The sequence below is a fragment of the Actinomadura rugatobispora genome (assembly GCF_042656285.1).
GTDB lineage: Bacteria > Actinomycetota > Actinomycetes > Streptosporangiales > Streptosporangiaceae > Spirillospora > Spirillospora rugatobispora.
In genome coordinates this window covers 55,212-67,028 of the sequence record NZ_JBHSON010000063.1, presented here as the reverse complement: position 1 = coordinate 67,028, position 11,817 = coordinate 55,212, and the positions used below count along the sequence as shown (strand labels likewise).

10 protein-coding genes and 1 pseudogene are annotated in these 11,817 nt (G+C 72.7%); 7 read left to right on the top strand and 4 right to left on the bottom strand.

Annotation, left to right across the window (positions count from 1 at the left end; translation table 11 throughout):
• Positions 1 to 9 precede the first annotated feature (9 nt).
• A pseudogene (locus ACFPZN_RS56830) lies at positions 10 to 631 on the top strand (flavodoxin-dependent (E)-4-hydroxy-3-methylbut-2-enyl-diphosphate synthase); the annotation flags it as partial.
• 18 nt (positions 632 to 649) lie between these two features.
• Entirely contained in the window at positions 650 to 1,045 is a 396-nt protein-coding gene (locus ACFPZN_RS56825; protein ID WP_465252307.1) for a hypothetical protein, read from the top strand.
• A gap of 61 nt (positions 1,046 to 1,106) precedes the next feature.
• Here ACFPZN_RS56825 and ACFPZN_RS36300 read toward each other — a convergent pair whose 3' ends face one another.
• Positions 1,107 to 2,321, bottom strand: a complete 1,215-nt coding sequence (locus ACFPZN_RS36300; protein ID WP_378286981.1) for a LuxR C-terminal-related transcriptional regulator — start codon at positions 2,319 to 2,321, stop codon at positions 1,107 to 1,109.
• 602 nt (positions 2,322 to 2,923) lie between these two features.
• Between ACFPZN_RS36300 and ACFPZN_RS36295 the strand changes: the two genes are divergently transcribed.
• Positions 2,924 to 3,844: an SDR family NAD(P)-dependent oxidoreductase gene (locus tag ACFPZN_RS36295; RefSeq protein ID WP_378286980.1), complete on the top strand. Its 921-nt coding sequence runs from the start codon at positions 2,924 to 2,926 to the stop codon at positions 3,842 to 3,844.
• Positions 3,845 to 3,945: 101 nt separating this feature from the next.
• Positions 3,946 to 5,385, top strand: a complete 1,440-nt coding sequence (locus ACFPZN_RS36290) for an LVIVD repeat-containing protein (RefSeq protein WP_378286979.1) — start codon at positions 3,946 to 3,948, stop codon at positions 5,383 to 5,385.
• Between the two features lie 12 nt (positions 5,386 to 5,397).
• On the opposite strand, the gene ACFPZN_RS36285 is transcribed toward ACFPZN_RS36290, so the two are convergent.
• A complete protein-coding gene (locus ACFPZN_RS36285) occupies positions 5,398 to 6,000 on the bottom strand; it encodes a PadR family transcriptional regulator (RefSeq protein ID WP_378286978.1) in 603 nt (200 codons plus the stop codon).
• Between the two features lie 109 nt (positions 6,001 to 6,109).
• Here ACFPZN_RS36285 and ACFPZN_RS36280 point away from each other — a divergent pair, with 109 nt between their 5' ends.
• Both ACFPZN_RS36280 and ACFPZN_RS36275 read left to right on the top strand, forming a co-directional pair.
• Complete coding sequence (locus ACFPZN_RS36280) at positions 6,110 to 7,006, top strand: SDR family NAD(P)-dependent oxidoreductase (RefSeq protein ID WP_378286977.1); 897 nt, start codon at positions 6,110 to 6,112, stop codon at positions 7,004 to 7,006.
• The gene (locus ACFPZN_RS36275) at positions 7,003 to 7,926 is read left to right on the top strand and encodes an SDR family NAD(P)-dependent oxidoreductase (RefSeq protein ID WP_378286976.1); all 924 of its coding nucleotides are present in this window, start codon (positions 7,003 to 7,005) and stop codon (positions 7,924 to 7,926) included. Before ACFPZN_RS36280 ends, ACFPZN_RS36275 begins: the two co-directional genes overlap by 4 nt.
• A gap of 9 nt (positions 7,927 to 7,935) precedes the next feature.
• Here the strand turns inward: ACFPZN_RS36275 and ACFPZN_RS36270 are convergent, their stop codons facing one another.
• Together ACFPZN_RS36270 and ACFPZN_RS36265 are read right to left on the bottom strand one after the other, a co-directional pair.
• The gene (locus ACFPZN_RS36270) at positions 7,936 to 8,838 is read right to left on the bottom strand and encodes an SDR family NAD(P)-dependent oxidoreductase (protein WP_378286974.1); all 903 of its coding nucleotides are present in this window, start codon (positions 8,836 to 8,838) and stop codon (positions 7,936 to 7,938) included.
• A gap of 8 nt (positions 8,839 to 8,846) precedes the next feature.
• Positions 8,847 to 11,096, bottom strand: coding sequence for an MMPL family transporter (locus tag ACFPZN_RS36265; RefSeq protein ID WP_378286973.1), 2,250 nt, complete (start codon positions 11,094 to 11,096; stop codon positions 8,847 to 8,849).
• Between the two features lie 110 nt (positions 11,097 to 11,206).
• Between ACFPZN_RS36265 and ACFPZN_RS36260 the strand changes: the two genes are divergently transcribed.
• Positions 11,207 to 11,779 (top strand): TetR/AcrR family transcriptional regulator, encoded by a 573-nt coding sequence (locus tag ACFPZN_RS36260; RefSeq protein ID WP_378286972.1) that lies wholly within the window; start codon positions 11,207 to 11,209, stop codon positions 11,777 to 11,779.
• The last annotated feature ends 38 nt before the right edge of the window (positions 11,780 to 11,817 follow it).

Genomic DNA, 11,817 nt, shown 5'->3' with positions numbered 1-11,817 from the left:
CGGCGGATCATGGTGGGGGATGTGCCGGTGGGCGGGGACGCGCCGGTGTCGGTGCAGTCGATGACGACGACGCTGACGGCGGATGTGAACGCGACGTTGCAGCAGATCGCGGAGTTGACGGCGTCGGGGTGCCAGATCGTGCGGGTGGCGGTGCCGTCGCAGGATGACGCGGAGGCGTTGCCGGTGATCGCGCGCAAGTCGCCGATTCCGGTGATCGCCGATATTCATTTCCAGCCGAAGTACGTGTTCGCGGCGATCGATGCCGGGTGTGCGGCGGTGCGGGTGAATCCGGGGAACATCAAGAAGTTCGACGACCGGGTGGGGGAGATCGCGCGGGCGGCCTCGGACGCGGGGGTGCCGATCCGGATCGGGGTCAACGCGGGGTCGCTGGACAAGCGGCTGCTGGAGAAGCACGGGCGGGCGACTCCGGAGGCGCTGGTGGAGTCGGCGTTGTGGGAGTGCTCGCTGTTCGAGGAGCACGGGTTCCGGGACATCAAGATCTCGGTGAAGCACAACGATCCGGTGGTGATGATCGAGGCGTACCGGCAGCTGGCGGCGGCGTGCGATTATCCGCTGCACTTGGGGGTGGATCAAGTCGGCGGTGGCGTTCGGTGCGCTGCTGTCGCAGGGGATCGGGGACACCATCCGGGTGTCGCTGTCGGCTCCTCCGGTGGAGGAGGTCAAGGTCGGCACCCAGATCCTGGAGTCGCTGGGGCTGCGGCAGCGCGGCCTGGAGATCGTCTCGTGCCCGTCCTGCGGACGCGCCCAGGTCGACGTCTACCGGCTGGCCAACGAGGTGCAGGCCGGGCTGGACGGCCTCGACCTGCCCGTGGTGAACGGCCCCGGCGAGGCGCGCGAGGCCGACCTCGGCGTCGCCTCCGGCAACGGCAAGGGCCAGATCTTCGTGAAGGGGCAGGTCATCAAGACCGTCCCCGAGGCCCAGATCGTCGAAACGCTCATCGAGAAGGCCCTCGAACTGGCCGAGGAGATGGGCTACGACCTCGACTCCCTGGACACCGAGGCACTGGAGTCCATCGCCTCCTGACCTCCACCCGGAATCGGGCGGCCGGAGAATCCCTCCGGCCGCCCGCTCTCGTGTGGAGCGTTCAGTCGACGGCGCCGGCGACCGCGCCGTCCCGCAGGACCCAGCTCGCCACGTTGACGCGCGAGGTGCAGTCGAGCTTGCGCATGACGTTCCGCACGTGGTTGACGGCCGTCCACTCGGCGATGCCCAGCCGCCCGGCGATCTGGCGGTTGGTCAGCCCCTGCGCGACCAGCATCGCCACCTCCTGCTCGCGCGGGGTCAGCGGCTGCGTCCGGGAGCGCGCGGGCTCCGCCCCGGCCGCCGCGCGCGGCGCCGGGACGTGCGGTGACCGGCCGAGGTCGCGGGTGAACGACCGGACGACGTTCAGCACCCGGAACCGCGGCTCGCCGCCCCGCGACGGCAGCGGGACCAGCAGGTTCTTGTCCACCAGCGTCTCGATGAGCTCGGGCGCCAGATCGGTGTCGTCCATCGGCGAGAACGCTCCCTCGCGGACCGCCAGCGCGCGGAAGACCGCCTGCTCCTGCCCAGTGAGCCGGTCGTAGCTCCAGCCGATCGCCGCGCGCATGCTCGCGTGGTGCGACAGGGTGGGGCCGCCGTACAGGACGTCCTGCCCGGCGCGCAGCCGGTCCAGCAGCTCGGCCGGGCGGAACAGCTTCAACCGTGCCGCGGCGAACTCGATCGCCAGCGGCAGGTCGTCCAGCAGCTCGCACAGCCCGGTCACCTGGGCGCGGACGCCGCCGTCCAGCGAGAAGCCGGGGCGGACCGCGACGGCGCGCTGCCGGAACAGCTCCAGCGCGGCGACGCGGGCCAGGGGCGGGACGCGCAGCACCCGCTCCCCGTACAGGTGCAGCGGCTCGCGGCTCACCAGCAGCACCCGGGTCTCGGGCCGGTCGGCCAGCAGCCTCGGGAGCCCGGCCGCCAGCGCCTCGGTGAAGTGCTCCCCCTGGTCCAGGACGATCAGCCGGTCGCGTTCGCCGGGCCGTGCCGCCAGCGCGTCGAGGACGTCGGCGGCCCGGTCGTATCCGGCCAGGTCGTGGAGTTCGGGCGGGCCGCCCAGGTCGTCGGCCAGGGCCAGCGCGAGCCGGGTCTTGCCCACCCCGGCGGGCCCGGTCATGGTCAGCAGCCGGACGGAGGGATCGGCGAGCTGCTCGCGCAGGAGGCCCAGCTCGGCGTCGCGGCCGACGATCGGCGTGAAGGCGGTCGCGTCGGTTCCGGGCCCCCGCGCGCGGGTGGGTCTCCTGGTCGGCAGGCGGGAGTGGACATGACCTGACGCCATCGTGGTGCCCCCTGGCAATTGGATATCCATTGAGATGACGGAAAGAACAAGAATGTTCATTCCCATTTCGGACCGCGTTCCCGGCCGGCCTCCGGGGAGAGGCGGAAGGGCTCGCGTCCGCCACCGCGGGCACGGCGGCGGACGATGGTCATGCCACGGCCGGATCCGGCCGTTTCCGTAGTGCGGGACGGCATTGCGGGGACTGGTCGCTTGGACGCACCGCGCTCCCAGCCGGATCTATCCCGGAAGCCAGGAAACCCTTACTCCCCCCGGGGGGCCGGACGCCCGCCCCTCCCGGCCCATGACGGCGACTTCTGAAATGGCACCCGGCCGCCACAAAAAGGCACCGCTAAAAACGCGGATTCATTACCGGAGTCGATCACCTTTGGACACGGGGCGAGAATATTTGACGGCAACGGTCCGCGGCGGCACGGCCTTGCCCCCGGGCCCGACGACCGCGACGGCGGGCTGCCCTCAACCGGCAGGGGGCCTCAGACGGCAGCCCCGGGCGCCGCGAACTCCAGCCCGCCTTGCCTATACGAGTGATCGCTCGTATTCTTCGGATCAATACGAGCGATCACTCGCATTTGAAGGAGACGATCATGGGTGACGAACGGGGCGCGCTCGGCCGGCGGGCGATGCTGACGGGCGGGGCGCTGGCCGCCGGGGCGGCCGGGCTGGGCATGGCCGCGGGGCCCGCCGCGGCCCGTACCGCGCCGGCGCCGCAGGCGGGACGGGCACAGCGCCGCTACGAGGGCAAGGTGGTGGTGATCACCGGCGCGACCTCCGGCATCGGCCGGGCCGCCGCGATCGCGTTCGCGCGGGAGGGCGCCAAGGTCGGCTTCTGCGGCCGCCGGGAGAACCTCGGGCGGGAGGTGCAGGCGGAGATCCGGCGGCAGGGCGGCGAGGCCACCTACATCCGGGCCGACGTGCGGCGGCCGGACGAGGTCAAGTCGTTCGTCGACCGGGTCGCGCGCAGGTACGGCGGTCTCGACGTGGCGCTCAACAACGCCGGGATCCAGACGTTCAAGCCCCTCAGGGACCAGACCGTCGAGGAGTTCGACGCGACGCTGGAGACCAACACCCGCGGGGTCTTCCTGTCGATCAAGCACCAGGTCCCGCACATGGAGGAGAAGGGCGGGGTGATCCTGGTCACCGGCTCGTCCAACGAGTTCGCCAGCCGTCCGGGGCTCAGCTCGTACTCGGCGAGCAAGGGCGGGGTGAGCGGGATCGTGCGGGCGGCGGCGCTGGAGCTCGGCCCGAAGATCCGGGTGGTGTCGCTGGCGCCCGGCACCACCGACACCGCGATGATCGACGCGCAGCGCGCCTTCTACCCGCCCATGTCGGACGAGGAGTGGCGCCGGGAGAAGGCGCGCTGGGCCCAGGCCAACGTGGACGGCCTCAAGCGGATGGCGACGCCCGACGAGATGGCCACCGCCGCGCTCGCCCTGGCCTCGCCCGACATGAGCTTCCAGACCGGGGTCTCGGTGCTGGTGGACGGCGGCGCGCTGGCAGGGCTCTGACCCCGCGCCCGCCACCTGGCAGCCTTGACATCTACCAAGGTTCATGTCCAGCATCATATGTTCCTAAGGACATATAGAGGTCTTGATGTCAGGAGGAAGACGTGGCGGACCAGAACCGGATCTCCCGGCGGCGGGCGCTCCAGGCGTCGGCGGCGACGCTGGGCGGGCTCGCGGCGGCGGCGTCCCAGCAGGGGACGGCGCAGGCCGCGGCCCCGCCCGCGCGGCAGGCCGGGCGGCCCGTGGGGACGAAGCTCCCCGACGGGTCGTACGCGCACAACGTGGAGGTCGTCGGCTACAGCGACCTGCGCGAGCACCCCGGCTTCAAGATGGCGGTCCGGGAGGTGAACGGACGCTGGTACCTATACGTGGCGCACTTCAACATCGCCCCGGACTACCTCGGCGGCTGGAGCGTCGTCGACGTGACCGACCCGCGCGAGCCCGAGTTGGTGAACCACATCCCGGGGCCGGTGCACACGATGACGCTCCAGATGGACCTGTCCGGCGACACGATGGTGACGGCGCTGGAGAAGCCGTTCCCCGTGCACCTGGACCCGACCCCGGACGACCCGTTCGAGGAGGGCGTGGTCATCTGGGACATCAAGGACCCGGTCAACCCGCGCCGCCTCAGCCATTGGAGGACCAAGGGCACGGGCACCCACCGCAACCACTACTCGGGCGGGCGCTACGTCCACCTCGCCGCGGGGATGCCCGGCTACCGCGGCAACATCTACGTCATCCTCGACATCTCAGACCGGAGCCGTCCCAAGGAGGCCGGGCGGTGGTGGGTGCCCGGACAGAAGGAGGGCGAGACGCCCGCGCACGGCGGCACGAGCTCCGGGCACTTCCACGGGTTCTGCTGCGGCGCGGGCAATACCGTCTCCCTGCACGGCCCGGCGTACGTGTCGGGGAACCTCGCCTACCTGCCCTACGGCGGGGCGGGCATGGTCGTCCTCGACATCTCGGACGTGTCGGATCCCAAGCCGGTCAGCACGCTGCCGTTCAGCCCGCCGTTCCATTCGCTCTTCGGCGTGCACGGCGTGCTGCCCCTGCCCGAGCAGGGCATCGCCTTCGTGAACTCGGAGGACGTCTCCTACGGCAAGGGCGCGGCCCACCACGCCTCGATCGTGGACATCTCCAACCCGAGCAAGCCGTTTCTGCTGTCACTGCTCCCTGAGCCCGTGCCGCACCCCGACGCGCCCTACGAGGACTTCTACACGCGCGGGGGCTGGGGCGGCCCTCACAACATGAACCACCATCAGTACCACCCCGCGGTGGAGCGTCAGGAGGGCATCTTCTATATGGCGCACTTCAACGCGGGGCTGCGCATCTACGACGTCTCCAACAGGAGGCTCCCGCAGGAGATCGGGCACTTCCTGCCCGCCGACCCCAAGAAGCGCTACATGCCTTTGCCCGAGGACAAGCTGGTGACGCAGACCGAGGACGTGGTGGTGGACCGGCGCGGGTTCATCTACATCAGCGACAAGAACCGGGGAATCTACGTCCTGCGCTACACAGGCCCGAGGCCGCGCCTTTCGCGCTAAGGCCAGGGACGGTCAGCCGCCCTGCCCGTCCTGCGGCTCCTGCCCCGCTTCGTCGCCCTCTGGGTCCTGCTGGTGCAGCCGTCCCTCCTCGGTGAACTCGGCCGCCCAGCGGGCCCAGTCGGCCAGCCCCTGGTACATGCGGATCGCCGCCTCGATCGTGATGCGGAACGACTGCACGGACGGGGCGGTGCCGTAGTCGCCCCTGTCCTTGGCCTCGGCCATGCCGCGGAAGAGGTCGGCCCACTCGCTGTAGTACTCGGCCTCCCCCTCCAGGTAGCGGATCGCGTCGTCCTTCTCCATCAGCCAGAGGAAGAAGGTGCGCAGCAGTGGCTCGAACCGGAGCGTGTGGTCGGCGCCCTCGTCCGCGCCCTTGACGAGCCAGCGGCGCACCTCGGTCCGGCCGGACTCGGTGATGCGGTACGCCTTGCGCCGCCGCGGGCCGTGGCTGTCCACCTCGATCAGCCCGTCGGACTCCAGCCGACCGAGTTCGGCGTAGATCTTGGGGTGCTGGGCGGGCCAGGCCGCGCCCAGCGTCTCCTGGAATCGCCTGTTCAGGTCGTAACCACTGGCGGGCCCCTCGGCCAGCAGGCCGAGCAGGCCGTACCGCAGCGACATGTGCTCCTCCGTCAACCGCCCCGAAATGTGGGCCCCATCTTGACATGTCCGCCGGACCATGCAGACTTATGTCCCTAGGTACATGTCCCCAGGTAAGGGAGATCGAATCATGACCGAAGGAAAGGCCGTGCTGGTGACGGGGGTCACCGGCGGGATCGGCCACGCGCTGACCACCGCGCTGGCGGCGCGCGGGTACACGGTGTACGCGGCGGCGCGCGGCGAGCTGCCCGCCGATCTGGCCCGCCTGCCCGGCGTCCGGCCGCTGCGGTTCGACCTGACCGACCCGGCGGCCGTCGAGGCGGCGGCCGCCCGCGTCCGCGAAGACCGCGCCGGGAACGGCCTGCACGCGGTGGTCAACAACGCCGGGATCATCGTGCAGGGCCCGGTGGAACTGGTCCCGGCCGACGAACTGCGCCGCCAGTTCGAGATCAACGTCTACGGCCCGATGGCCGTGACGCGGGCGTTCCTGCCGCTGCTGCGCGAGGGCCGCGGCCGCGTGGTCAACGTCAGCGCGCCCACCGCCCGCCTCGCGATGCCCTACAACGGCCCGATCTCGGCGAGCAAGGCGGCGCTGGAGTCGTTCTCGGCCGCGGCCCGGGTCGAGCTGGCACCGTTCAGGATCCCGGTCAGCATCGTCCGGCCCGGAGCCGTGCGGACCGCCATCTTCGGGAAGGCGGAGACGGCGGCGCGCAAGTCGCTCGCCCAGATCGACCCGCGCGTGGTCGACCTCTACCGGCCCGGTCTGGACGCCGTCGAGCGGGCGACCGCGCGGACGGCGGGCGCCGAGCCCGGCGGCGTCGTGAAGACCCTGGTGAAGGCGGTCGAGGCGCGCCGTCCCAAGGCCGTCTACAACGCCGGGCGGGACGCCCGGCTGCTGCTGACGATCTCCCGGCTGCCGGTACGGGTCCGCGACCGGGTCCTGGCGGGCGCGCTGGGGCTGCGCGCGGCCGCCGAGGCCGGCGCCGGAGCGCCGGGGGGCGCCCCGGCCGGGGACGGTGCCCGGTGAGGCGCACCGGCGCGGCCCGCGGGCCGGACCCGGCCGCCCCGCGCACGGTGGTCGTGGTCGGCGCCACCAGCGGCGTCGGCCGTTCCGTCGCGCTGAAGCTCGCCGAGCGCGGGCACCGGGTGATCGCCGTGGGCCGGGACGCCGAGCGGGCCGCGACGCTGCGCGACAAGCTGCGCCGGCGGCCGGGCCCCGACCCGGAGGTCCTGGTCGGCGACGTGTCCACGGTGGCCGGACGGCGCGCGTTCACCGGCGCGGTGCCCGGCCTCACCGGCCGGATCGACGCCCTGATCAACAACGCCGGGGTGATGCTGCCCCGGCGGCGGGTGAACGAGGACGGCCACGAACTGAACTTCGCCGTCCACCACCTGGCGCCGTTCGCCGTCACCGGGGCGCTGCTGCCGCTGCTGCGGAAGGGGTCGGTGCCCGGCGACCCGGCGGGACGCGACCGGCCGCGGGTGGTCAACGTCAACAGCGCCGGGCACCACACCAGCCTGCGCGGGCACCGGAACCCGACGCTGGACTTCGCCGACCTGCAGGCCGAGTCCGGGTACGAGCCCGCGCTCGTCTACAGCCGGACCAAGCTGGCCAACATGCTGTTCACGCTGGAACTGGCCCGCCGCCACGGCGACGAGCTGATCGTGAACGCGCTGCACCCGGGCGTGGTCCGCAGCGACCTGGGCCGCGAGTTCCCCCGGCTGCTGGTGCTGGCGACGCAGGCGACGGCGATCAGCACGGACCGTGCCGCACCGGCCGTGATCAGGCTCGCCGTCGAGCCGGTGGAGGGCAACGGCGGCTACTACGACCGGGCGGCCCTGTCCGCGCCGTCGCCCCCCGCCCGCGACCGGGACGCCGCCGCGCGGCTGTGGGAGGTGACCGAACGGCTGATCGGTCCCTTCCAGCCGAGCCCCGCGGCGGCGTGACTCCTCCTTCTATGTGTAGGGGGCGACGAGCACGGCCGAGCGCCCCCACAGACGGGCCGCCAGGTCGGAGTCGTCCGCCTTGGGGTGGACCTTGGCGTCCCGCTGGAACCCGTGGAAATAGGAGCCGCTCGCCCCGCCCGCCTCCGGGGCCGAGGCCAGCCACACCAGCGGGCTCGCACCGACACCGCTGTTGAGCTGCAACCTGCGCAGCGGCGTCCGCGAGACGGCCCTGACCGCCCGGGACCCGGAGGCGAATTGGGTCACGGTCGCGCCCTCGGCCTCGTCGCGGGTGGGGACGACCGCCCCGGCGGGACGGTCCCGCCGGGGGCCGGGGTCAGGGTGGAAGCACACGGCCTCGATCCCCGTCCCCTCGGTGCGGCGCGCCAGTTCCCGGGTGAACAGGACGTTCATCAGCTTGGTCGTGGAGTAGGCGATCCACCCTCCGCCGTAGCGGCGCCGCTCCCATTCCAGGTCGTCCAGCCGCAGCCGCCCGAACCGGTTGCCCAGGCTGGAGGTGGTGATCACCCGTACCGGCCCGTGCCGGGCGCTGTCGCGCAGCCGGGGCAGCAGCTGGGTGGTGAGCAGGAACGGGGCGAGATGGTTGGTCTGGAAGGTCATCTCGTGCCCGTCGGTGGTCAGCTTCCGGGACGGCACGAGCTGCCCGGCGTTGTTGACCAGCACGTCGATGCGGGGGCAGCGCTCCAGCAGGTCGTCGGCGAGCCGGCGGACCTGGTCGAGCGAGGCGAAGTCGGCGACCAGGGGCTCGACGCCGAGCCCGGCGGCGACGGCGGCGGTGCGCTCGGGCGAGCGGCCCACCGGGACGACGTCGGCCCCCATCGAGGCGAGGCGGCGGGCCGCCGCGGCGCCGATGCCGGAACTGGCCCCGGTGATCACCACGGTCTTACCGGTCATGTCGGCGCTCACTGGGCACCGCCCCGGGTCCCGGCGCCCTGGGCCGCGGCCTCCGGCTCGCGCGGCCCCGGCGGGGCGGCGGGCGCCGGCGCGAGGGAGTCGCCCTCGATGTCGATCCCAGGGAGCAGCCGGTCCAGCCATCGCGGCAGCCACCAGGCGGTGCGGCCCATCAGCGTCATCAGCGCGGGCACGATCGTCATCCGCACCACGAACGCGTCGAACAGCGTGGCGGCGGCCAGCGCGAACCCGATCGACTTCACCAGCGGGTCGGGGGCCAGCAGGAACCCCGAGAACACCGCCGCCATGATGATCGCGGCGGCCGTCACCACCCGCGCTCCGTCCGCGAACCCGGTGACCACCGCCTCCTTCGGGTCCGCGCCGTGCACGTACGCCTCGCGCATCCGGGTGACCAGGAACACCTGGTAGTCCATGGCCAGCCCGAACACCAGCCCGATCAGGAAGATGGGCAGCGCGCTGATGATCGGGCCGGTCTGCTCGACGCCGAACAGCGCCCCGGCCCAGCCCCACTGGAACACCGCCACGACCGCGCCGAAGGTGGCCGCGACGCTCAGCAGGAACCCGGCGGTGGCCTTCAGCGGGATCAGCACCGACCGGAACACCAGCAGAAGCAGCACCAGAGCCAGGCCGACGACCACGGCCAGGTAGGGCACCAGCGCGTCGGCCAGCGTGGCGGACATGTCGATGTTGAGCGCGGTCAGCCCGGTCACCGCGATGGACGCCCCGGTCGCGGCGCGGATCGCCGGGGCCTGCCCGCGGAGCCGCTCGACCAGGTCGGTGGTGGCCTGCTCGCTCGGCCCGCTGCGCGGCATCACCGTGATCAGCGCGGTGTCGCCGGCCTGGTTGAACGCGGCGGGCCGGGCGGCGGCGACGCCGGGCGTCCGGGACACCACGTCGCCGACGTGCCGGGCGGCGGCCCGCGGGTCGTCGCTGCGGGCGGCGTCCACGACCAGGGTGAGCGGTCCGTTGAAGCCGGGGCCGAAGCCCTCGGCGAGCAGGTCGTAGGCCTGGCGCTGGGTGGTGTCGGGCGCCGAGATGCTGTCGTCGGGCAGGCCGAGCCGCAGGTCGGTCACCGGGACGGCGAGGGTGATCAGCACGGCTCCGGCGGCCAGCAGGAACGGGATCGGCCGCCGCGTCACCTGCCGTGCCCAGCGGATGCCCATCGGGCCTCGTGCCGCCGCCCGGGACCCGCCGGCGGCGTCCGGGTTCGCGGAGCGCCGTGCCCGGCCGCGGCGGCCGAGGACGCGCGGGCCGGCGAAGCCGAGCAGCGCCGGCAGCAGGGTCAGCGCGATCAGGACGGCCACGACCACGGTGGCGGCGGCCGCCAGCCCCATCTCGGTGAGGATCGGGATGCCGACCACGGTCAGGCCGGCCAGGCCGATCACAACGGTGAGCCCGGCGAACATCACGGCGGTCCCGGCCGTGCCGACGGCCCGTCCGGCCGCCTCCTCCGGGTCGCCGCCGGACTCCAGCTCCTGCCGGTAGCGGGAGACGATGAACAGCGCGTAGTCGATCGCCACGGCCAGCCCCAGCATGATCGCCAGCGTGGGGGTGGAGGAGCTGAGGTCGGTGAACCCGGTGGCGGCGGTGATCGCGGTGACCCCGATCCCGATGCCCAGCAGCGCGGTGAGCAGCGGCAGCCCGGCGGCGACCAGCGAGCCGAAGGTGACCACCAGCACCACCGCGGCCGCCAGCACCCCGATGACCTCCATGAGGTGCTGGCCCCCCTCGGCCTCGGTCGCGTCGCCGCCCATCTCGACCCGGATCCCGGCGGCGCGGGCGGGGTCGGGTGCCCGCTCCAGCGCGGCGCGCGCCTCCTCGCTCAGGTCCGTGGCCCCGACGCGGTAGGTGACCTGCGCGAACGCGACGGCCCCGGACGCGCTGACGGCACCGGCCTGGTACGGGTCCTGGACGGCGGCGACCTGCGGCCCCGCCCTGAGCGCGGCCACGGCCTGCCCGACCGCCGCCCGCGCGGACGGCTCGGTGAGCCGCCGCCCTTCGGGGGCGGCGAACACCACCCGGGCGGTGGCACCGCCTCCGGCGGCCTGCGGGAAGCGCTCGTCCAGCATGTCGATCGCCCGCTGCGCCTCGGTGCCGGGGATCGAGAAGGCGTTGTCGGTCGGCCCGGACAGGGTCGCGGCGGCGGTCCCGCTGAGCCCGAGCAGCAGCACCCAGACGAGCAGGACCCAGCGCCGTCGGCGGAAGGCGAACCGGCCCAGCCGGTAGAAGTACGCGGCCACCTGAGGCTCCCATCAGATCTTTTGTCATCACATCTCTGTAGCGAGACAGAATGTCTCATCTTAGAGACAAGGCTGTCAAATACTGGGACAGGGAGATAGAGTCGGCCGTGATGATGATGAGGAGTCCCGCCCTTCGCGACCATGTGGCCACCGGCCTGCTGGAGACCGCGGCCGCCGTGCTGGCCGAGCGCGGCGAGTCGGCGAGCATGACCGACATCGCGGAGGCCGCCGGGGTGGCCCGGGCCACCCTCTACCGCTACTTCCCCAACCGCGAGGCACTGCGGCAGGCGCTGTACGACGCCGCCTTCGCCGACCTCACCGCGCGCGTCGCCGACGCCGGGCTGGACACCGCCACGGTGCCCGAGGGCCTGGCCCGGCTGACCCGCGCGTTCGTCGGGGCGGCCGGCAAATGGCGGGCCCTGGAGCTGTTCCACAAGACGCCCGGCGACGCCAGGAAGCTCGACCGCGAGCTGATCGAGCCGATGCGCGGGCTGTTCGAGCGCGGCGCGGCCGAGGGCTCCTTCCGCGGCGACGTCTCCGTGGCCACGATGATCGAGATCTATGTGGCGCTGCTGGAGGGCGCGGTGTCACGGGTGATCCGCGGCCGGCTCGGCGTCGAGGAGGCCAGCTCCGCCATCACCGCGATTTTCCTGAACGGGGTCCTCGACTCCCCCGACCGGTAGATTGCGTCGGAGCCGGTACATTGGGCCGGTCTTCTTTG

Bases quoted from the DNA above. Each gene is read 5' to 3' on its own strand.
- ACFPZN_RS36280 (WP_378286977.1), top strand. From the start codon at position 6,110: ATGACCGAAGGAAAGGCCGTGCTGGTGACGGGGGTCACCGGCGGGATC.
- ACFPZN_RS36260 (WP_378286972.1), top strand. From the start codon at position 11,207: ATGATGATGAGGAGTCCCGCCCTTCGCGACCATGTGGCCACCGGCCTG.
- ACFPZN_RS36285 (WP_378286978.1), bottom strand. From the start codon at position 6,000: ATGTCGCTGCGGTACGGCCTGCTCGGCCTGCTGGCCGAGGGGCCCGCC.
- ACFPZN_RS36295 (WP_378286980.1), top strand. From the start codon at position 2,924: ATGGGTGACGAACGGGGCGCGCTCGGCCGGCGGGCGATGCTGACGGGC.
- ACFPZN_RS36270 (WP_378286974.1), bottom strand. From the start codon at position 8,838: ATGACCGGTAAGACCGTGGTGATCACCGGGGCCAGTTCCGGCATCGGC.
- ACFPZN_RS36300 (WP_378286981.1), bottom strand. From the start codon at position 2,321: ATGGCGTCAGGTCATGTCCACTCCCGCCTGCCGACCAGGAGACCCACC.